The organism is Enterococcus sp. AZ141, assembly GCF_051714385.1.
Taxonomy (GTDB): Bacteria; Bacillota; Bacilli; order Lactobacillales; family Enterococcaceae; genus Enterococcus_D; species Enterococcus_D entomosocium.
In genome coordinates, this window is sequence record NZ_JBIORT010000002.1 from 57,335 (window position 1) to 80,109 (window position 22,775).

Consider the following 22,775-nt stretch of genomic DNA (forward strand, 5'->3'; position numbering starts at 1 on the left):
ATGGGAGCAGAGGACGAATTCGGCGAGATTATCAGTGCGTTTTTCTTATGTTTTTCAATCATTATTTTGTGTGGCGTTTTTGTTTTTGGTTATCAGATTCAAACAATCACGACGTATCGTCAACAAGTCAATTACCAAATCGAACGCAAGGGTGGCTTAACATCTGAAGCCGTTTCGGAATTAAAAGATTACTCAAACAAGCAATATCATGGCTGGTACACTGTTGAAAGTCCAGATCTTGGGAAAAAGGTTGAGTTTGGCGAAGTTGTTGACTACACCATAAAAGCTACTTATCCAGTAACTTTTTTACCAAATTCGGTAGCGATCAAGCTTGGAATCACGGGACAAGCTCCCTCTCAAGTGAGGTGAGTACATGAAATCAATCGGAAAGATCCTCATTAAGCTTTTCCGGATCGCTATTACTGTGGGTGTATGTTGTTTGATTATTAAACTATTCTTGACCTACCAAGAAACAATTCAAGGCTACTGGCAACAACTGTGGGAACAAGGAAATATCCGAATGTAAGGGGGTGATCAAGTGACAGGACAATATCGGGTTCATTTTTCGAATGTAGACAAGAAATTGTCTCGAAAATACCGTGTATTGAACAGAAAAGCGATCCACGGTATCTTTCAAGCTCAACAAGTGTTAGAACAGCTGCAACGTTCTTTAACGGAGACCACGACGTTGTCAGTGATTATTGAAAATGAACGGCAGGAATTTGCGGTAGAAGAGTTGAAAATAGATCCTACGCAATCGGCCATTCAACTGCTTGATATTTTACAAGGACAATTTTTAACGCTGCAATCAGATACCGTGGATGGTGCAAAAGTTTATATGGAAATCAATCGGCAATTCAACGAAGAACGCAAAGCATTGCCGGAAATGGAACCAAGGCAAAAGCGAACCTACTCGAAAAAATCGAGAGGTTTTTCTTTTTTTAGATAGTCAATTAGCCAGGAAGGAAGAAGCATATGGCAGGGAAAAAATCTACGGCTTCACCATTTGTAGAAGCCGCAAAAGAATTACTTTCTCAAGAAGGTATTACCTTTAAGGAATGGACGAATGATCATTTACGAGATAAAAAAATGGCCATTCTTGAAGGAAAAGACAAGGAATGGGAAGAATCAACGATTGAAAAGCAATGCGAATCTTACGTGCTTTCAAAAATCAATGCCCTTGTATCAGATAAAAACCAAGTGAAAAATGGAGGAAATAAGCATGTTAATGAAACTACAACTAGCACTACTAACGCTACCAACGAATGATTGGGTCAGTGAATTAGACAAGGCAGGAACAACGATTTATTCAGCTTTACAAAGACTATCGTTTCCCGTGGCTGTTATTACGACGATCGTAGCTGGCATCATGTTCATGAGTTCCGATCGAAAAGCAGACGTCGCAAAAAGCATCTGGTTTCGTGTGGCAGTTGGGATGATCGTGATCATGTCAGCTGTTTCATTAGCAACGTACTTCCAAGGGATTGGTAAAAAATTCTAATATCAAACGTTTAAAAGATGGGAAGAAATAAAACTTTCCATCTTTTTTCTAAAGGAGAGAACCATGGGAAATTATATTTTGCGTTTTACAAAATTACCAAAAGAAATCAAAGCTACGAAGCGATTGACCCTGAAAAAGAAGTATTCTCTTCCAGAAGCGAGAGAACTTTTTTACCAGGTTCAAGCAGATGTTGGGCCGCTGGATCATAAGATGACTTTAGAGATCCATCGTATAGAAGGAACAAAAGACTATTGGGAGTTCACTCTTCCCTTATCAAAAGATGTGCCTTTAGACCTACTGATTGACGAGGATATTATTCAGGAGCTTAGAAACTTAAAGGGAAGCCAAAAAGAACAGTTTGAGGAATTGGAAAATGATCTTTTAATCGAGTTCGATCAGCCATTTGAACCTGTCGAAGAAGAAGTCAACGAAACAAAACCCTCGTTTCTTGGCGGCTTGTCCTTGCCAGAAGTGAAATTGCCGGAGGTTGCGGAAAATTTACTTTCTCGTGTATTACCGAAAAAACAACAAGCAGCCGTACCACTGATTGAAGAATCACCTTCAGAGAATTTTGTAGAAGAAGCTTTGGAGTTGCCCGAAGACAACTATGTCCCTGATTACGAAACCGTAGAGGAAGAAGATGGAGTTCCTCTTGAAGATCTGGAAATGGAAAAAGAAGAAATTCTTAGTTCACAAGCACAAGCTTCTCAGGGCGATATTGTTCCTTCTACAGTCAAAGGATCGATTCCAGGTGTCGTTATTCCACCGTTGGACGCCTATTTGGATCTAACGACACAACCGATTTTTAGTCCTATCGAATCTCTGATCGCTAAACTAGAAGCAAAGCTGGATCGTCAGACGCAAGAATTGATCATGTATTTTGGTTTAGCCGATAAAAATGATTTTATCAGTGAGAGAAAGAAAGAATTTATCCGAACACAATACAATCCAACGTTCTACAAACAGTTGATCTCAAGCTTATATAAATTAAAAAATGACGTAGAGAACAAATTGATCAAAAAGCTGACGATCGCTTATCAAGAAATTACTGCAAACGATGGTTCTGAAGAATGTCTTGCGGAATTAGCTGCTAAAAAAGCAATTCTAAGTGAAGAATTTACTGATAAGATCGAAGCAGCGTTCACTTCTTTAGAGAATCAATTAGCGCTTGATAAAGCGAGGATCCAAAAGCGCCAACAAGAAGAACTGGAACGATTGAATAAGCGCCATCAAGACGAGCTTTATCAAATCGATGTCAAATTGCAGGCAGACAAACAGGAAAAAGCGGCACAATTCGATCAAATGAGACAAGAAGCAATCGAACAAGAAGAAGAAAAAATCACTGCTTCTTATGAAGAAAAAGCTCATAAGTCACAGTACAGCCGATTGATTGAGCGTAAGAACAGTCAACTCGAAGAGTTAAGCACGATCCTGGTCGAATCAGTGCAACAAGTCACGGATCAAGAACTGCAGTACTTACAGTCCATGAAATCAAAACTGATTGAATCACAGCCTATCTTTGAAGAGCAACGTCGGATCCATGAACAAGAGTTACGAGAAAAAACCGTACTTGCGCAACGTGATCGTGAATTGGCTATAAAAGAAAAAGAATTGTCCCTAAAAGATCAAGCCGTGCAGAATGTTGAATCGACGAAGCAACAAAATCAACAAAAAGAAATGGAAATCTCGCAATTTCTCGCAAAACTGATCGATGATCAGACCCGAAGAGGGGCTGAAAACTTGGCGACACAACAACAGCTGATGGCATTTATCCAACAGCAACAACAAGGCACGCCTTTACAGGCAGCGCCAACACAGCCAAGTGCCGTACAACAAGCAGCTGGGAAACCATCTTTATGGAAAAAAATCACTTTAAGTGGTGCGGTTTTACTTGCGGTGGCAGGATTTGGCGGCTATGTTCATGCAATAGCCCAACAAGATTCAAATCAAACAACTGTATCTGCAGCTGTTCAAACAGAAAATTCTTATGCAAGTTTCGAATCAACGGAACCAGTGGTTCCTTCTTATGATGATCAAATCAGTGCTGGCAAGTATATTGAAGCGGCTAAAGAATATCCTGAAAATATTGACCACGTGGTTCAAGTCGTCTTTGAAAAAGAGGACACAGACACCTTAAAGCAGTTAACAAAGCTAGGCGAATCTGATTATGGTTTATTGGATCTGGCCATTCTACAACAAGATCAAAAGGCCATTACGTCAATCTACCAAGAGCTTTCAGATGCGTTGAAAAAGGATTTAACCATGGGTCAAAAGCAACAGATCGCTTCTGCTTACTTGTTACAGGACAAGCCGAAAGAAGCAAAATCGGTATTGGAATAAGGTGAGCATCTATGCGAGTACGAAGTAAGAGACGCTCCTTTTTCTACCGATTATTTTCTGTTTTCGGTCTGAAAAAATTAGCCCTTTTTATCGGAAGGGGTTATTCGATAAAAGGAGAAGGACTCGCTGAAGAACAGAAGCGTCATGCGCCAATAGCGTTTCTTGGCTTTTTCAGTGCCTTCCTCTTAGTTTATTTTATGAGCAACTATCTGATCAATTTTATCGTTTCATTTCTGCCGATTCTTGGCAAAGCTTTTACACTTTCGATTAACCAAGACTTTTCAACGGCTGGAAAGATGTTCAAGACGTTTCCTTATTTTGCCCGTTCCTTGTTTATTCATGTAGGAACGAATAAGCAGCTGCTTATCACGTTGCCTTTGAGTTTCTCTTTTTCTTGGATTGTCTTTAAAAAACTGACTCGAAAATTTGATTCTTTGAGTTATGGGCAAGAAGGAGATGCTCGATTGACAACGATCCAAGAGATCAAAGAGCAATATCCGGCTGTTCCAGATTTGAAAGAACGGTTTGAAGGGATCGGCGGCATTCCTATTACACATTACATGAAAGAATTTTATATCGATCGCAATACAGTCAATTCAATCATTCTAGGGACAAGTCGATCCGGTAAGGGTGAATCGATCGTTTTTCCGTTTACAGATATATTGAGTCGAGCGGAGGAACAGAGTTCGTTGATTTTTAATGATCCGAAAGGCGAACTCTACAAAGGATCAAAAGAAACATTAGAAGAAAGGGGCTATGAAGTACAAGTACTGAACTTAGAAACACCTGATCAATCTATGAGTTATAATCCGCTGCAGCTGATCATTGATGCTTACGTAAGAGGGGATTCTTCTTCTGCGCAGATGTTGGTGGATCAATTCACTTATGCCTTGTTCAACGACCCAAACGCCGGCCAGAACAAATGGGTCTATAGCGGTGCGCAGAAGCTGTTAAACGGCGTGATCTTAGCCCTAATCGACTATTATTTGGAAAAAAACGATTTAGGAAAGATCACAATGTACAATGTGGCACAGTGGATCATTGAAATGACGAATCGAAAAGTCATTGATCGGGTCACGAAAAAAGAGTACACACAACTCGATCTCTACTTTGAGCGTTTGCCGCAAGGGCATATTGCCAAAGCACAATACTCTTCTTTTTCTTCTATGGATTCGAAGAATAAAGGGCCAATTCAAAGTGCCGTCCTGGATAATTTAACGATTTTCCAAGGATTTGAAGCGATTGCCAAGATGACGTCAAAAAATAGTTTTCGGCTGAAGTCGGTGGGTTTTCCTAAGTCGTTGTTCTTCCAATTTGATCGATCGATGTATGACAAAATTATGAAAGTTCGCTTCCTGAGAAAAGGACAATTACTAGAAATTGAAACGATCCGTCCGAATATGGCTGGTGTGGTGGATCTCAACTTTAATTTGAATTTACACTCTGGCGATCAATTAGAAGTGGTTTTCCAAGATAAAAAAGTGACCTATTTGATCACTTTATTGGAAAAAGATGGCGAATTAAATCGAATCAGCGGTGATTTAGACGAGTTGAAGCAATGTGAACTTTTCTACACAGAAAAGCCGATCGCTGTGTTCATGATCACGCCGGATTATGATCCGTCCAAAAACGTCATTTCTTCCATGTTTGTCAAACAGCTGTATACAACACTGGCACAAAATGCTGGAAATACGAGAGGTGGCAAGTGCTTCCGGCGAGTCCATTTCATCCTGGACGAATTTGGGAACATGCCAGCCATTGAAAGTATGGATAACATTGTGACCGTTTGTTTAGGGCGAAATATTTTGTTTGATCTCTTTTTACAAAGCTATGCGCAATTAGGCTCTGTGTATGGGAACGATACGGCGAAAATCATCAAAGAAAATTGTCAAAACCATTTGTATATCATGAGCTTAGATACGGATACACACGAAGAAATATCGAAACGAGTTGGTGAGAAAACGGTAGAAAAACATTCGACTGGTGAACAGGATCCACTTTCTCTTGATACGAGTAAACAAACTAATGTCGGCTCTCAACGAATACTTACCCCGTATAAATTATCTACGCTTATGATGGGAGAAATGGTGGTCTTACGCTTGCATCGAGAAAATAATAAGCGACAAAAAATCCGATCGTACTCTATCTTTTCTACGAAAGAAACATCGATGCCATTTCGTTATGAATATCTGTCAGAATATTTTGATCCAAATCGATCGATTGAAGACTTTAACATTCCCTCTGAACATAAAACCTTTGATTTAGCAGCAAACGCAATCGACGTTGATGATTTGATCTCAGAATCAATCAACCGATCGTTGCTCTTGTCTCTGGAAGAAGGCCTTCAGTCAGAAGAGGAACTGTTACAGATCGATGAAGAAACCTTTGCATCAGTCCTCAAACGGTTTGATACAAAAGATTTGGAAAACTATCGAGAAATTATCAAAGTTTCGATTGTCGAGGATCCGGAGGAATCACAAAGAATTGATTTAATCGACTTTTTGAAACAAGCGGTAACTGAAGATCTTAAACCACTTTTTAAAGAAGAAGAGCGGTGTGCGTTTTTACAACTGGCGAATTTCTATTTAAACAAGCCATACTATAAAGATATTTCTAATTTAGTCCGATTAGATACAGAGTAGACGTGCTATACTAAAATCAAATGAATAGAAAAAGAGGGGTTACTGTGAAGCGTTTAAAAACGAGTGTTTTCGGGATTTTTTTGGTAGTGGGAACTGTATTTCTTTTAAGTGGGTGTTCGAATTCACCTGAAGCCAAGCTTGCGGATCTTTTTGAAGGAAATCAAGTCTATTATTTAGCCAATTCGCCTTTAGATCAGCCAAGGTTTACGATTGAAAAAAGCTCTGAGGGCAAAGTAAATGCCTATAGCATAAAAGGCGGCATTTATGAAGAGTTGGATTACTCTGTAGAGAAAGAAGGAGATGGGCTATATCAATACCATATAGAAAATGCTGAAGGAAAGGCAATATTTGAATTGCTGGGTGGATATTCTGATACTACTGAGTTCAAAGCGTTTTACGATCAAGAACATGAAGGATATGCCTTTGTGCCAGTATCAAAAAATTATGCCCAAGCTGATTCAACAATAAAAGAAGTGAAAGCCATTTATGAAGAGGATCCGATGTATTTCATTTCAATCTATGAAGAAAAATAACTGTAATGATTAATAGCAAAGGGAGACTCGATATTGGGTCTTCTTTTTTTATGATTGGAAGGTGAGAATCACGGAAAAAGCAACGGAATTTTTACAAAAGTATAGTGAATGGATCCATGATGCGAATTTATTAGGTTATGTATTTAAATGGATCAGCAGTAGTTGGATCAAAGGATTGTACACCATGGCTTCGGGCGTGGAAGATATACTTGATCAAGTATTTAAGGTATTTGGTTTTTTAGAAAACGATACAATCGGTAAGATTTACACCAGTATGCGGATCTTATCCGGAACGGTACTGGTCATTATGATCATTGTCTTGGCCTATAAATTCATTTTAAATGAACGAGTCAATTTACAAGCTGGCTTGTTTCGGGCAGCTTTGATCGTTTGTTTGGGCATTCAACTTCCTGGCATGATCACGTCCAGTGTCGAGTTGGCCGAAAAAGTCTATGGACAAACAAAAACACTAGATGGCGGTGAAACAAGCACTTTGTCCTATAGTATCGTCAAAGAGAATTTAGCGGATCTGCAGTATGCATCAAAAAAAGGATTTGGACGGTTGAACGGGCAGGCAGGAACACCAAAGAATAATTTATCAGAAAAAGGATTCCAATCGACCGACTTAACTGAAATAATTACCCCAGATAGCCTGAAGGACATGAAAGAAAAAGCCTATAATAAAGATGATGTATCGTATTTGGAATATAAACTAAAAACAGATGAAGAAGGGAATATTACATCTGAAAAGATAAAAAATGGTACCTTTAGCTTTTTTGACGATGGGAAATATCGCTTTACCTACAAAACAGGCACGATCACGTTATCATTAGTGACCGTGTCTTTTGCGTTTATTTGTTCGGCGTTTATTATCGCTTCTTCGTTGCTTGAATTGATTTTTGCGAAACTGATGTTTCCGGTACTTTCTGTATCAGATATCGAGACCGGTCAACGTGCGAAGAAAATCTTTTTAGATATCGGAAGCAGTTTACTATCGATCATGTTAACAGGGTTCAGCTTGAGTATTTTCAAGCTGTATTTTTCGTATATCGGTACTTTGCATCTTGGCTTTTTGGCTTACTTAATCTTATGCATCGTCGGGGTTCGGATCACGATCGATGGGCCGAACTTCTTTGGGAAATTCTTGGGCTTAGATATCGGGGTTCGTTCCGGATGGCAAGCCATGGTCGGTACGGTCGTTGCGGCGAAAGCTGCGAAGTCGGGTACTGCGGCAGCTGCCAGCGCAGGAGTAAGTACGGCAAAAGCCGGAATCAAAGCAGGAAAAAGTATCAAAGAACATGCTGGCAATGCAATCAATCGGATGCGGGTCAATAACGGGGTACATGAAAGCAACAATGACAAATCGATTCAAAGTCGCTCAACGGTTCCAGGAAACAATGGCTCTTCTAGAAGCAGTGTGCAGGAATTTGCGGCCAACATGCGCCAAACGTTTGGCATGAATGACCAACAAGAGCCGGTGACACAAACGCAAGGATCGAATCGATCAGCGGTTCCAAATGATCAGATAAGTCCATCGGTTCAAGATAAGGATCAGGTTTCTGCTAATGGAGAGGTGCCTTCAGGAACCAATCTTTCACCAGAAACAACGTATCAACCAATGAACGCTTCTGCTTCTTCCAGCACTGTTTCTCAAGGAAAAGAACCAGATGGAAAAAGCATTGGCAATGTTTCAGCTGAAGCGTTGAAACATATGGGTGAAAGTGGCAATCGAACCGAATCACCGATCGATCCTATCAACGGCAATCGTGCGAATGGTTTGGCAACGGGGAAAACGGCCGCTTCGCAAAAAATCCAACGAACGACCATTCCGCCGATCCATACGCCAAGTAGAAAAGCCGCAATACAAGCAGCGACTGACAAAGTCAATCAGAACAACAATATGCAACAGTCAAACAATCCGAGTGCATCTGAAGGAAATCCGACTAACACTCAGAGAGCTAACGATCAGGAAGTGAAACGAGCAACACCAGAAGCGTCTTACGGCACTTCTGCTGTAGTGGCTGGTCAATCTGTTCAATCGAGTGAACAAGCGCCTGAAGGAGCTTCTGTGGCATTTGAACGGACTACAAGTGTGAGTCCTTCTACAGCAGCGATCGTACAACGAAGCAATCAAACGTCTGCTACTGCTGGCACTCAAATGGTGAAACAATCACCAAGTAGAGGAATTGATCGATCAACGGTGATACCTGCTAGACGTAGTGAGCCAAAATCAGGTTCGATCAAACAACCAGGACAACCAACGAACCATCGATCGGTGACTAGCCAGAAACCTGCAGAAAAATCAACGGCACCAACGTATCATATTCCAACGGTTGAATCAAAAACGAAGGAGCTTTCTACACCAAAAGAATTGGCCACCAAATACTTGAAAGAGTCGAGTGTGACACCAGAAAATGATTACTATGATATCTATCAATCCATGAATAAAGTAAATGCCGATGATTATATTTAGGAGGAGATCTCGTGTTAAATGTCCATTGTATTGAAGGCCGACTGGCTGAAAGTCCCATCTTAAAGAAAACGGAACGTGGCACGTGTTATACACGTGTCTTGTTAATATCAAAACGAAACTTCAAGACAAAAAAGGAATCTGACTATCAATCAGATTCCTTTTTATGTGTGCTATATGGCACGATCGCAAAGTCCTTTGTTGAAATGACGTGTCGAGGATCTCATGTGTCCTTTGTGGCCAGAGTCCAAGTCCGACCGTATGAAAATCAGTCAGGGGAACGGTGTTACGTGTCTGAAGATATCGTACAAAGCTACAACTTGTTAGAAACCAAAGAGGTGACCGATCGTCGGCGAAAGCATCTATCTGAAGGTCAGCCAGCAGAAGAAATGGCTTTAAATGAGTACCGTCAAGCGGTAGAACATATTCCAACCAGTTATGACGAAGCAGATTGGTACCAATAGAGGAGGAAAAACATGGATAAATACCACAATATCGTAATTCAACGAAGTATTAAACAAGAACTAAAGTATAAATCTTTGTATATCTTGGATCTTCTGATCGTATTTGGCCCCTCGATGTTCCTTTTGTATTTACAAGGGTATCTGCATTTTTCTCTTGTGACGTCGATCTTATTAGGCATTGTTTTCTTTTTTCTAGGCTTGTTTCTATGTGCAAAGCCTGCGTCAAACGGCAACAGAAGAAATTTGTATACGATCTATTGCTTGATCGTAATGGATCGAAATGTGTATGAAGTACAAAGCTATAAAAAAAGGAGAGGGTAAGGCATGGCCGCAAAACAAGTTCAAAGTTTCCGATCAATAGGACGAAAGCGCACTAAAGGGGAGAACCCTTCTATTCAAGAATTGGTACCAATCAAAAAAATGATCAGAGGAAACGTGGTCAAAAAAAATGGTCGGTACCTCTCTTTTTTGAAAGTCACGACAAGAAATATCAACGGGCTCAGTGCCAGCGAGCAATATCAGGCTATGCGACATTTTGAGAATATGTTGCGGATCTACGAAGAAGAAATGAGTATTTTATCGATGATGTTTCCTACAAATATCGATGACAATCTTGTCTATTGGAACCGACAGCTGCAGCTGGCAAGGGAAGAAAGAAACACCGTTCGAGCAAGAATCATTCGAGAACAGATCAGCCGTTTGGTGTGGGTCGAACAAGAACTATCAAATTTAGAATTCTACTTTATTGTTTATGGAAAAACAGAGAAGGAGCTGAACCTTTCCAAAACGATTCTAAAACGAGCAGGCGGATCCAATCTAGGAATCAAGGATATTCCGCCGAAACAAATTGAGCAGATCTTAATTAAATTAAATAACCTGAATACCCCGATTTAGTCTGGAGGATAAAAATTATGTTAAATGAAAAAGAAATTCAAACACTTGTTAAAGAAGGCTTTGACCTCAGTTTCATCGAAAAAATCCAACCTCAAGGCGGCATTACGTTTCCTGAAGACCGAATGGTCGCAGGTGACGGTACCTATGCTTGCCTTCACATCTATCAACTAGCCAAACGGCCAGCGCCATTTTGGTTGACCACAATTATGAATAACCCAAAAACAATCACAAAATTCGATCTTGCCCCGATCGACAAAGAAGTCATTTTAAGCGATATTGACAAAGCTATGCGTGAATTAGACTCACAAGCAGAAGAAAACCGAACCCGTACCCAACGAAATGAAGCAGTCAATGAGTTTCGTTCTCTGGAACGTTACGCAAATGAAATCAATCAAGGCGACGAAGTCAGTAAAATGGTCGATATACGTATCTATGTGACTGCAGATACACAAGAAGAACTTGAAAAAGAAGTGGGTGATCTTAGACGTTCGCTCAAAGCCATGGGCTATAAATCTGTTTCGTATATTGGCAAACAAGCCCAAGAATGGCTAGCTTTCTTTCAAAGTTATTCTGAACAACAAAATGAACCAGGCAGTAAGGAGGGCATAACCGTGCCAAGTTCTGCGATCGGTGGCGGTTATCCCTTTAATCACCAATTTTTAAATGATACGGGTGGTGGCTATATTGGGAAAACAGACACAGGCGGGTCATTTATCTACAATCCGTATGCGATCACTGCACTTAGAAAATCGTTTAGTTCCATGACTCTTGGGAAACCTGGTATGGGGAAATCGACGTTACTGAAGCTTTTGGAAGAAATGTTATATGGCAAGCGGACGATCATTCGAGGGTTTGAGAAAAATCGAGATTGGTATAAATTGATCCAGTCGCAAAACGGGAAAATATATGATCTATCTGGAAAAGAAGGTATGTTAAATCCGATGGAACCACTTGCCACAATCACAGATGCTAGCGGAAAAGTGATTGATGAACTGAACAGTTACTTGCAGCATAGAGCAACTTTTTTTAACAAAGTGCGCTTCTTAAATCCCGCTATGCGTTCAGTAGATATTCTCGATTTCGGTAAGATCATGGATGATTTTTATATCTCTTACGGTCTATTACCTGAAAACTATACACAGAATCAAAAAGATATCCATATCATTGGATTGGATCCTTCAAGATATCCCACAGTTGGTGAATTCAAGCATTTCGTTGATCAATTTGTGGAAAGCGGCTATAAGGATCGTGTGACGGACGTCAAAATGGTGGAAATGGAAAACTTTCAAACGGTGATCACGTCAATGTGCGAACAATATGGATCGATCTTCAATGGACGTAGCACGTTTCGGAATATTGATGAAGAAGATGTCCTTTTCTTTGATATTGAAACGATCGGTCACTTTGACGATGAAGTCTATAAATGTATGCTTTACACCGCTATGAATATCGTTTGGAACCAGGCACTTAAAAATGGCCGCAAACAAAAAATTGCTTTGGAGAATGGCGATATTACTCCTGATGAAGTTCGATTCTTTGCCTTTTTCTTGGATGAATGTCAAGAGATCCTAAGTCCTGATACGGTATTTGTTGTTAAACAAGTCGTCAAATTTTTAAAAGAAATGCGGAAGTTTTCGGCCGGTGCTTTCTTTGCGACCCAATCACCACAAGAGCTATTACCTGAAACGTCTTCTGATGATTACATTTCAAAAATCAAACAAGTCTTTGAATTATGTAATGCGAAATTCTTTCTACAGCTGGATGCTTCAGTCAGTGAAACAATGAAAAAAGCAATGGGAAACCTGTTGACTGATGGACAGTATGAAGACCTGGCATTACTCGAACAAGGAGAAGTAATCGTCAATTTAGGAGGAAATAACAACTACAAGATCAAAACGGATCCTGATCAAGAACAGTTGAAACGATTTGCAGGAGGTCATTAATAAAATGAAATCGAAAATAATTAAATTGTTGGCCGGAAAAGCAAGTAAGAAGGAGAAAATCCAACTCTTACTTGCTTTTTTAGGTAGTTCAACCGCTGTTTTAACTGCTCTTGTTATTGTGGTAGCCAGCTTGCTTCTCGTGATCTTTATCGGTGGTGCTTCTCAGACAACATCGACTGATGGAGGTATTGAGGGGGGCGGAATTAGTGTCTCAGAAATGACAATGCAATGGAAAGATAAGGTCACAAAAGAAGCAGAGAAGAATGGGATCCCTGATATGGTGAATCCCTTGCTTGGCATTATTGAAGCGGAGACGCAAGGAAATGCCATTCGTTATCCAGATGTCATGCAGTCCAGCGAGTCACAAGGAAATGCACCTAACACGATCTCAGATCCTTATACGAGCATTGAAGTCGGTGTAAAGTATTTCGCTAGTTTGGTTAAAGCACATAAGGATATGGATTTGTTAAATCTCATTCAGGCCTATAATTTTGGCCCTGGTTTCTTGTCCTTTTCGACAAACAATTACGACTTAAATCGAGCAATCGCTTTTTCGAATAAATACGCTCACGGCGTACAAGTGACCTACACGAATCCGGTGGCGGTAAACCTCGGTTATACCTATCGTTATGACTATGGAAATATGTTTTATGCCATGATCGTTAAACAATATCTAACGCCGAAAAGTTCCGGTCTTCCTGGTGGAAGCAGTGATATGGCGAAAGTCGCTCAAGCAGAAATCGATGAAGGTTTGCATGTTGGAGGACAAAAATATTGGTCATGGTATGGCTATGGTGGCCGTGTTGAATGGTGTGCAGTCTTTGTTTCCTATGTGGCCGCAAAAGCAAATGTGAACATGGAAAAATTCGCTTACTGTCCAACAGGTATTCAAAATTTCAAACAAAAAAATGAATGGCAGCCAGTCGGTGTGGAACCAAAAGATGGTTGGGTGATCTTCTTTGATTGGGACGCAGATGGCATCAGTGACCATGTGGGCATCGTAAAAAGCTACTCAAACGGCACTGTCTATACGCTGGAAGGAAACTCAGGAGACAGCACGAAAGAGCGCAATTACGGCAAGACTAGTCAGTATATTATGGGCTATGGCACACCTAAATAAGTTATAGCAAAGGAGCATAACAAAATGATCAAAGAAGCTTTTAAACAGTGGAAACATGAACTGAAAGAAGAGCATTTACAAATTAAAATCCAAAACAAATGGTTCGAAGAACTAAAAAAAACAGACCTTTATCGACAACTTAAGAAGTACAAATGGCTGAGGAATGGATCTATTTTGATCGACTATATCATTTTAGTCGGGTGCTATCTATCTATTTACACGTTGCCAGTTAGTAAACTAAATGCTATTTTGGGTAGCCATATTACAAAAGTAACCTATCAAAATATTGTATTTATTTATACAATTTTAGTTTTATTACTGATGATTTTCTCTGTTTTCTTTACTGTAGTTCTATCTAAAGACAAGCTGAAGGATGTTCGGGTGCTAAATAATATGCTTATTTTTTTCTTGTTTGGCGGTGTAAATTATTTGTTGCTTTGTTTGGCCTGTATCATTCAACCAGCATACTTATTGTTCGTTTTAGGACTAGGTATTGTAAAAATAGTCATTCGAATATGGAAGGATCTACAAAGAGAAGCCGTCTTCCTATCTTATAACGAAGCAGAGAAAGAAGATTTGATCGGTCATTATAAGCGTCATGGCATACTATTTGAAATGGGAGATGAGCCACGTATTTATCGAATGGAATATTTTCAAGAAGAAAATAAAAATGAGGAGTTGAGATCATGAGTTATCAACGATTGAGCGGTATTTTAATACTTGGTTTATTAGCTAGCTGGGGAGTTTTTGGACTCTTTATCTGGCATTCAAGCAAACAATCAGAAGCTGTTTCAGAAACCAAAATTGAACAATCTATTGAAGAAAACCATTCGGAGCCGGACAATAGCAGCACGGTTGTTCCTACTGAAAATCAGGCATCAGAAACCGTTGAAAGTGAACAAACAAATCAATCAACGGATGAAAAAAGTGCCGTTGTGCAAGACTTTGTGACGACCTATTTCAACACAAAAGATGAACCATTTCTTAAAGATCGTGTCTCGCTATTGAACGAAAAGAAGTTGATTACTGACGAATATAACCAAGAAATGAAGCAATCGATTGGGGATATGGACAATGAAGATGCCAAAATGAGCGTAGAAGATCTACGTGTTTATACGAACGATGATCAAACCTATTTCGTCGTTTTTGATCTCAAATATGAAGGATTGGATTCAAATCAAGTCCTTGTTTATGTTGCTTCAGCTCACGTCAGTGATTCGAATCAAATCGATCATTATGAGCTGATCGCAACAAATACCAAATTAAAAAAGGGGAATGAATGATGGTTATTTTCGGAAAAATCTCTCACTTTATTTCTTCAGTAAAGGAAATGAAATCGAAAATAAAACAAAAACATTTTCGAACGAAGACACAAACATACACCAAAATATTAATGGCTTTTGGTTTTTTATTTCTATCGATCATCGGTCAAGCTGTGTTATCAAAACCAGCAAATGCGTATTCGGAATCGTCAGTTGAAAAGCCGATTCCTTTTGATGCAGGAGAGGTCACAGTACTAAAAAAACAATATTCACCAGTTAGTAAAAGTTATCGAATGGATATTTATGTCGATTCAGAAGTCGATCTTGTATCTGATGGAGAGCCAGTTACAAAGGCAATTGTCGTCACAAAAGAAGATATCAATACACCGTTAAAAGTAGAAGTAATTCCCGTTTCTGAAAATTATTTTGTTCTTTTAGCACAAAATATCGACGATGAATTCGGCGCTTTGCGGTTTGATGTTACGTATAAACGATCAAAAGATTCCGATGAATCAGCGCTTAGTCTGTATGGATCCCAAGAAAAATCGACGATCGTTAAAAGTGATCTTTCAACTTTAAGTCAAGCTGAATTGAAAATCAGCGGACTTGAAAATGATATCCGATTACAGCAGCTAAACAGAAAAGTGATTGAGGAAGAGAACAAATCTCTTGTCGAAGAAATCAAAAATACACGAGAAAAAATTGCTACTTTCACTGAAGAAAAAGAATATCAAGTCGGAGAGCAGTTAGCAAAAACGGAAGATTCAATCACCACTTTGGAGAATACGATTGAATCATTTAAAGGGAACATTTCAGATAATAAAACCAAAATTTCTGATATCGAAAAGACGATTCAGTTGATTGAATCGAAAATTGACGAACTCAAAAAAGGTGTGTGAGATAGCATGTCAAAGAAACGAATTCCGGTATTTTTAGACACGGAACATGAAGATGCTTTGAAAGAATTAAAAACCTATTTGCCCGTTGACGAGGATATTAAAGACAGTCCGATGATTCGATATGCGCTGCTTGAATTACTTAATCGGGTGAGAAAAGAAATAAATTTCGAAAAAAAAGTATTGGATTCTTTGTCTTTATTAGAGATTATGACCAATGCAAAATTGGAGCAAGATCATACCAAAATACAAGACCTTTTTTCTTCAGATGTTTATCAAGAAGCAGTCACAATGAGTAAGAAAGTTGTTCGAAATAAGAACTATCGCTTTAAAAATAGGAAGGACGAATCAAAGAAAGAAGAAAAGAAAAAGGTCAAATCTGTTCAAGAAGATGTCAAAAAAGAACGTGATTTTAATGATATTGTTTCCCAATATTTACCAAAATAATTGAGGGTTGATGGTGGCATCTAGGTGGCACTTTTTACAAAAAGTACCACCTAGATGCCATCGGTAGTGGTAGCTGAGTGCCATTAAAAAAAGGGTTGTGGTGACTTCTCTAAAGGTCTTGAAACGCAATAGGCACAGCCTATTTTCCCACTCTCTCCATGAGAGTGGTGCGTTCACCTTATGCTCTTTCATTGTTCTAACTCTTTTAGGCACTCATAAGATTCAAAATGATTAAATAGCTGGAGGTTTTTTCATGCCAAGATTTACTTTAATAGTTGAAAATGAGCCGTTGGTTGCGTACCTCGAACAGCGAGCTAAGAAACAAACCTTTAATACAGGAAAGAAAGTCACTCGAAACGAAGTGATCAATCAGATTCTTCAAAATGAAATGATCAATGACCTAACGAATAATCGAGAAGTTGATGCGATTAAAGATAGTTTGGATGATTTTAAGCACATTCTACAACAATACGTCGACACGAATAATGCGCTTTTGTATCGTGCATTTGAATCTGATGGCATTTAAATGAACAAGGTGATCACATGGCACAATCTGCTGGCTCTTATATAAACTTAATGAGCAGTTTTGTTATTTCGTTTGATTCTGAGTATGTAAAGTATATGGGTCGAGAAGATAAGAAAGTGTATCAAGAAAAAGATCTTTCTGACTTTGAAACAGCAATGACGAATGACGATCCTAGTCAATCATTTGAAGGCTATTTGGATTATATGGATCGAAAAAATGCGTTACTCGCTCAATCAAAATTGACAGCTGAAGAAAGAGTATCATTAGGTGAGATCAACAAACGTCTTGCTGATTATTCGACTTTATCAAAAGCGCAAATTGAGATCATGCAAAAAGAAACGCAAGAAAAAATATGGTCGCTGAATACAGGGATGTTTGATTTTAATAATGATGATTTGACGCAACAAGAAGTTGAACAATACAAAGAATTATTCGATCGAGCGAACAAAAATGAATCTGTATTGTTTCAAGATGTGGTGTCTTTCGATACAAAAGCATTGATTGAAGCAGGCATTTACAATCCATATTCAAATGAATTAAAAAGGGAACCGTTGATCATGGCCGGTAGAAAAATGATGAACGTCCTTTATGAGAAAGAAAAATTAAATCGATCAACAATCAGTGTAGGTGAGATCCATTACAATACAGGTCACTTTCACGTGCATTTTGCGACGACAGAAGTTGAACCTACCCGTGAAATGATTTTTGTTAAAGAGCATAATCGCTATGAAAGAAAAGGCCAGCGTTCCGATGAAACATTAGAAAAAATGAAATCGACTTTTGCGAATCTAATCTTTGATCGTTCGAGCGAATTGGAACGATTGAATGATTTGAGAAATGGTCTTCGTAGTGAAATCAAAACAGAAATGGCTGCGCCAAAAAAAGAAAGTGTTCTGTTGCTTGAGGAATTAAAAGCGCAGCTGCCGGAGAATCAAAGCAAGTGGAATAGTAAAAACCTAACGTCAGAAAGTCGAGAAACAATGAACCAGCTGATTGATTCATTGATGAAAGACAATGGCCACTTTGAAGAATTCAAACAGCTGGCAAAAGAGGAAGACATATTCAAGAAAGCAACTTATGGTGAGGGAGATCCTAGCAAAGAGAAAAAATCATTTTACGATGGCCGAATGTACGGGCCGGATGGCATATATTATCGATTAGGAAACAGTATCCTCCAAGAACTGAAAAAGGAAAATGATTCTTCCCAACAAGACAAACCTTTCCGTCCATCTTCGCTATCAGGGAAACAAAACCCTAACAAAGAAATATACAATAGAATGAAACAGGAGTACTTCAAGGGGAAAGAAACGAATGAAAGTCGATCACCGCCAAAGAGAAATCCAAGTGAGCGAACCAAACCATTTAAGGAATCATTCAAGTATCGTCGGTCGGTCACAAATCAAGTCAAACACCTGGAACGGGTGACGAGCAATGAATTTGATCAATTCAAAAATAAAGTAGCTTTTGAAAAGCTGCAGCGTGAAATCGAACAAGCAAAAATGAGTCAAGAGTCAGACCTATTCAATTAGGAGGAAGAGGAAAGTCATGGAAAATTATTACTTTATCAATAGCGTGGATCTAGAGAACCAAACGATGCGTATTCAAGAAGTGGGTGCTGGTGAAATGAGTGCGCAACAGGTACGTATCACGAAAGAAGATGCCGATGTTTATTCTTTAATGTTGGAGGAAGCAACACAAGAAGGGGAGCCGCTGATCGTTCAGCTGGATCTAAAGTAAAGTCAAAACCGGCTGTAGAAAAATTTTTTTCGACCAGTACAAATAAAAACCGATTTTCTTTTTTTAGAAAGTAGGCTTTTAATAAACGAAGCTAATTTAGTTGAAGTAGTTGTTCAATAATCGAAGAGCTGCCTGGTAAAAATAAAAGTAGACTACCTATGACTAACAAGATCCCTAAAACAAAACAGGCTATTACGAATTTGGTTGATCTAGAAACTTCTTTATTTGAAACACTTATGATCAACAAAGTTATACCGACAGCTAACGTTAAAAAATACCAAAATCCCATTATTATCGCCCACTTTCTTTGAATAGTTTTTACTTTCAAACTGTTTAATAAATTTTATCATAGACAAGAAGAACTAATCCTTGTACAAGAAAAACATATGTAAAGTTTAAACTTTATTATACTAAATAAACTAAGTATGTAGAAAATTGATCGTAAACCACCTTCAAGGAAACTGATAGAACAATTTAAAAATTGGTAGAGTTACTTTCAATTAGTAAATAGCAGAATAAAAAAGAAGATCGGCGAAAGCCGGTCTTTTTTTGGAGGGAAAGTTGATGGAACAACAGGCCAATGATCAACAAGAAATAGACAATAGTCGATTAGCAAGAGCAAAAAGAAAGTTGGAACGTCTGAAGAGAGATTACAGTGCGCAAATTTCAAGAGTCTTTGACCATCAAGCACAAACAAACGGTCAGCCGATGAATGACAAAGCAAACGGCCGGTCTTTTTTTAATAGGCAAGAGCAGCTGGAAGGTAGGGCTAGAACTTTGCTTCATGAAATAGAAGCACAAGAGGAACGGATCTCGATGCTGGAATACCAGAATGAACGCAAAGAACTCGGCCTAAATAAGCAAGGTGGTCTGATCATGAGCGTTGATAACATTCCAATGATCAAAGCAGAAATCGAACAAGCCAAGCAAGGGAACTCGATGTATTCGGCCGCAACGATTCGGAAATACGAAAAGCAACTGGTTGAGTTAGAAGAATTGAAGCGTCGATCAGAAAGGGCGGATAAACATATGAATGAACAAGCACAAAAAATGATTGAAAGTGGACGTCTGACACAATGGAAAAAAAATCCAATGATCTACTTTGTAAAAGGCTATCGAAAACTGGCCGTTGAATTAACGGAGTCGGGAATATTCGAATCTTCTCAACGGTATGCGGCAAAAACGGAAGCAGAACAGTCGGTCATTACTGATATTTTAAACGAACTAACGGGTGGCACTACAGAGGTACTCAACGCTACAAAAGATCAAGAAGCTGCCTTGAACCATTTTTATCGAGTGGAATTTAACGAGGGGTCGGAAAGCATTCGTAATTTTGAAGGAGAGATCGTTTCACAACCTTTGATCGAAGAAATCAAACGTTTAGATCGACCAATGGAAAGTGGGTATTATAAATTTTACTTTCAGGAAATTAAAGATGGAGAAATCGTCGATGCGTTTCGTTTAGACGTCGGGGACGGGGTCAATAGTAACCAAGACTATTATAAAAAGCTTGAATCGTTAGCTGTAAAAGATAAGACGAATGCCGTAACAAACGATCGTTCAAAAGCAGCTTACTATTTAAGAATTGAAAACCATGCAGAAGGGGCTTTTTTCAGAATCTATACAGATGAGGAAAATATTTTTAAAAGTACAGTAGCGTCCTATGAGTTTGATTTAAATGCGAAATTAACTGAAGAAAATATTTGGTTCAGTCAAGATCATAAAGAAGCTGAAGAGAAATTGAATGATGATTTTTTAGTAAATAACCGATTGAATCCAAAATATCTTTCCTCTTTTATTAGCCAATGGAATGACTATAAAAAACAAAATAATGTTTATATGGGCGTGCCTATTGATCATGGATTGATCGAATTTGATCCGAGTGATTACTATAAAGGAGAGCCAGAGCAGCTGACACAAGGGCAACTCAAAATGAGCAATCCAGATACTAAAAATAAAATTGAATATTCTGAAGAAAAACGGTCAGTCAAAAAAAGAAAATCAGCCGATGAATTAAAAAAAGAAACCGACCAACTCGTCAAAGATGCCATGGAAAATATCAAGAATCATTTTGATGATCCGGAAGACGTCTTAGAACTAGGTGCGTTTATGAGCAAGTTTTACAATTACTCACTAAAAAATACGGCACTGATCCAAAAGCAATTACCTCATGCTCACGCTGTTGCCGGTGCGAAAAAATTCAAAGAAGCTGGCTTTTTTATTCGCAAGGGAGAAAAAGCCATACGGGTTTTGGCGCCAACAACGTATAAATGTTTTATCAACGAACAGGGACGTTCACAGTCATTATCAAAAGCCACCAAGCAACAAAAAGAGAAGATACTCAAAGGAGAACTGAAAACAGAAGAAAGAAGGGCATTCAAAAACGTACCGGTCTTTGATATTAGTCAGACGACGGCCACAGCTGATGATCTGCCGAAAATTTTCCCTAATCGTCCTTATAACTTTGATTTGACGAAAGCCACAAACACAAAACTGTTATACCAATCATTAGAAACCTATGCCTTATCAGAAGGCCTAACGATCATTGATGATCTAACGACTGTTACGCCAGTGTTAGGAACTGCAAAAGGGGCATATGGTCAGGGTATCGATGGCTCAGAAATGCTTTTCATGAATCCTCGGTTTACACAAGCAGAACAAGTGCCAACCATGATCCACGAATTGGCACATGCAAAACTTCACTCAAAAGCGAGTAATTCGACTTATTCTAGCTCAGTCAAAGAATTTCAAGCGGAGCTGGCTGCGTATATCGTTGCCCACCATTACGGCATTGATACGAAAGAAGAATCGATTCCGTATATTGCGGCTTGGACAAAGAATGGACAGACCGTTGAGGATAAATTGGCTCAAATGGAAGAGGTGAAAGTGTTCTCTCGCCAAATGATTGAACAAATCGATACGCAACTGATGATCCATCAAGAATTGGAACAACAAGAACAAGAAAAAGCGCCCACGGTAGAAAAACAAAAGCTGACCGAATCACAAAAGACTTACAGAACGTTCTCGGAACAAATTGCTTTTGCGAAGACGGTATCGATCCTAGATATCGCTTTGAAAAATGGCATCGATTTGATCCAGGACTCGAAAAAGCAGTATCGGCTAGCTGACAATCATTCCTTAGTGATCACGACAGATAAGAACTTGTTCATTGAAAATAATGGGAACTTTGGCGGCGGGCCAATCGATTTCGTGCAAAAAGTTGTTGGTATCGAGGATTTTAAATCCGCTGTACACCATATTACAGATAGCGAGTATGAAATTTCCGATGTAGAACCGTCTGAACAACGGGAATTTATCTACAATAAAGATAATGAACGGGACTTTGTTCGTGCGAAGAAGTATTTGATCGATGATCGCTGCATTGATGAAGAAATCGTTTCTGTTCTTCATAATAAGGGTCTTTTGCAACAAGACAAACGCAATAATGTCTTGTTATTATGGAATGATCATGGAAAAATTGCCGGCTGCAGCGAAAAAGGTACGATTCCGGATTCAACCTGGAAGAAAATTCAGACAGGATCCGACAGTAAAATCGGATTTAATGTACGTAATGGCGAGCCGAAAAAGTTGAAGTTTTTTGAAGCTGGCGTCGATCTTATGAGCTATATGTCCTTGAATAAAAGCAATCTTAAAGATACCTGGTTTGTTTCTATGGAAGGATTGAAACCAGAAACGGTTTATCACTATTTGGAAGAAGCACAACAAGTCAGTCCTTCAGGAATTGAAGAAATTGCCTTGTGTGTCGATAACGATGAAGCCGGAAAAGCCTTTTTCGATAAGTTCCAACAATTTACTTTCAATCAAAAAGAAAAAGCACCGCTTGAATTTCAAGCAGAGTTTCCGCAAGCTCCGGTCGGACAAGAAACTCAAAAATGGGATTGGAACAATGAGCTGGTCTATCAAGTAAACGAGGGCGAAAATCAAAGAAAAAAGTCTCTCGAATCTGAACCAGCATTGAGCTTATAAAGAAGGTGAACGG

General features: G+C 39.0%; 22 protein-coding genes. All 22 read left to right on the top strand.

Features of this window, described 5'->3' with window-relative positions; genetic code table 11:
• The 22 genes from IGI89_RS16485 to IGI89_RS16590 all read left to right on the top strand — a co-directional run bounded on the left by IGI89_RS16485 (position 1) and on the right by IGI89_RS16590 (position 22,762).
• A complete protein-coding gene (locus IGI89_RS16485; RefSeq protein WP_005230805.1) occupies positions 1-369 on the top strand; it encodes a hypothetical protein in 369 nt (122 codons plus the stop codon).
• 4 nt (positions 370-373) lie between these two features.
• Positions 374-526, top strand: a complete 153-nt coding sequence (locus IGI89_RS16490) for a hypothetical protein (protein ID WP_005230806.1) — start codon at positions 374-376, stop codon at positions 524-526.
• A gap of 12 nt (positions 527-538) precedes the next feature.
• On the top strand, positions 539-949 hold the full coding sequence (locus IGI89_RS16495) for a hypothetical protein (RefSeq protein ID WP_174129323.1): 411 nt from the start codon (positions 539-541) through the stop codon (positions 947-949).
• A gap of 26 nt (positions 950-975) precedes the next feature.
• Positions 976-1,269, top strand: a complete 294-nt coding sequence (locus tag IGI89_RS16500) for a DUF5415 family protein (RefSeq protein ID WP_438735890.1) — start codon at positions 976-978, stop codon at positions 1,267-1,269.
• Positions 1,223-1,501, top strand: a complete 279-nt coding sequence (locus tag IGI89_RS16505; RefSeq protein ID WP_010749184.1) for a TrbC/VirB2 family protein — start codon at positions 1,223-1,225, stop codon at positions 1,499-1,501. Before IGI89_RS16500 ends, IGI89_RS16505 begins: the two co-directional genes overlap by 47 nt.
• Positions 1,502-1,564: 63 nt before the next feature.
• The gene (locus tag IGI89_RS16510) at positions 1,565-3,841 is read left to right on the top strand and encodes a hypothetical protein (protein WP_438735891.1); all 2,277 of its coding nucleotides are present in this window, start codon (positions 1,565-1,567) and stop codon (positions 3,839-3,841) included.
• 11 nt (positions 3,842-3,852) lie between these two features.
• Entirely contained in the window at positions 3,853-6,483 is a 2,631-nt protein-coding gene (locus IGI89_RS16515) for a VirD4-like conjugal transfer protein, CD1115 family (protein ID WP_438735893.1), read from the top strand.
• Positions 6,484-6,527: 44 nt separating this feature from the next.
• A complete protein-coding gene (locus IGI89_RS16520) occupies positions 6,528-7,016 on the top strand; it encodes a hypothetical protein (RefSeq protein ID WP_413153880.1) in 489 nt (162 codons plus the stop codon).
• A gap of 61 nt (positions 7,017-7,077) precedes the next feature.
• Complete coding sequence (locus IGI89_RS16525; protein ID WP_438735894.1) at positions 7,078-9,489, top strand: pLS20_p028 family conjugation system transmembrane protein; 2,412 nt, start codon at positions 7,078-7,080, stop codon at positions 9,487-9,489.
• Between the two features lie 11 nt (positions 9,490-9,500).
• Positions 9,501-9,950, top strand: a complete 450-nt coding sequence (locus IGI89_RS16530) for a single-stranded DNA-binding protein (protein ID WP_086373482.1) — start codon at positions 9,501-9,503, stop codon at positions 9,948-9,950.
• A gap of 12 nt (positions 9,951-9,962) precedes the next feature.
• Positions 9,963-10,271, top strand: coding sequence for a DUF5592 family protein (locus IGI89_RS16535; RefSeq protein WP_005230821.1), 309 nt, complete (start codon positions 9,963-9,965; stop codon positions 10,269-10,271).
• 3 nt (positions 10,272-10,274) lie between these two features.
• The gene (locus IGI89_RS16540; protein ID WP_221679011.1) at positions 10,275-10,844 is read left to right on the top strand and encodes a hypothetical protein; all 570 of its coding nucleotides are present in this window, start codon (positions 10,275-10,277) and stop codon (positions 10,842-10,844) included.
• A gap of 17 nt (positions 10,845-10,861) precedes the next feature.
• The gene (locus IGI89_RS16545) at positions 10,862-12,787 is read left to right on the top strand and encodes a VirB4 family type IV secretion system protein (RefSeq protein WP_221679009.1); all 1,926 of its coding nucleotides are present in this window, start codon (positions 10,862-10,864) and stop codon (positions 12,785-12,787) included.
• Between the two features lie 4 nt (positions 12,788-12,791).
• On the top strand, positions 12,792-13,907 hold the full coding sequence (locus IGI89_RS16550; RefSeq protein ID WP_438735896.1) for a lysozyme family protein: 1,116 nt from the start codon (positions 12,792-12,794) through the stop codon (positions 13,905-13,907).
• Positions 13,908-13,931: 24 nt separating this feature from the next.
• Entirely contained in the window at positions 13,932-14,597 is a 666-nt protein-coding gene (locus IGI89_RS16555) for a hypothetical protein (protein WP_438735897.1), read from the top strand.
• 356 nt (positions 14,598-14,953) lie between these two features.
• Entirely contained in the window at positions 14,954-15,190 is a 237-nt protein-coding gene (locus IGI89_RS16560; protein ID WP_185939694.1) for a hypothetical protein, read from the top strand.
• Entirely contained in the window at positions 15,190-16,068 is an 879-nt protein-coding gene (locus tag IGI89_RS16565; RefSeq protein WP_438735898.1) for a hypothetical protein, read from the top strand. Before IGI89_RS16560 ends, IGI89_RS16565 begins: the two co-directional genes overlap by 1 nt.
• A gap of 6 nt (positions 16,069-16,074) precedes the next feature.
• Entirely contained in the window at positions 16,075-16,512 is a 438-nt protein-coding gene (locus IGI89_RS16570; protein ID WP_016612339.1) for a hypothetical protein, read from the top strand.
• Between the two features lie 253 nt (positions 16,513-16,765).
• Positions 16,766-17,038, top strand: a complete 273-nt coding sequence (locus IGI89_RS16575) for a hypothetical protein (RefSeq protein WP_081117345.1) — start codon at positions 16,766-16,768, stop codon at positions 17,036-17,038.
• A 17-nt stretch (positions 17,039-17,055) separates the two neighbouring features.
• On the top strand, positions 17,056-18,567 hold the full coding sequence (gene mobP2, locus IGI89_RS16580; RefSeq protein ID WP_438735900.1) for a MobP2 family relaxase: 1,512 nt from the start codon (positions 17,056-17,058) through the stop codon (positions 18,565-18,567).
• Positions 18,568-18,583: 16 nt separating this feature from the next.
• Entirely contained in the window at positions 18,584-18,775 is a 192-nt protein-coding gene (locus IGI89_RS16585; protein WP_438735901.1) for a hypothetical protein, read from the top strand.
• Positions 18,776-19,339: 564 nt separating this feature from the next.
• Positions 19,340-22,762, top strand: a complete 3,423-nt coding sequence (locus IGI89_RS16590) for a DUF3991 domain-containing protein (RefSeq protein WP_438735902.1) — start codon at positions 19,340-19,342, stop codon at positions 22,760-22,762.
• Positions 22,763-22,775 lie beyond the last annotated feature (13 nt).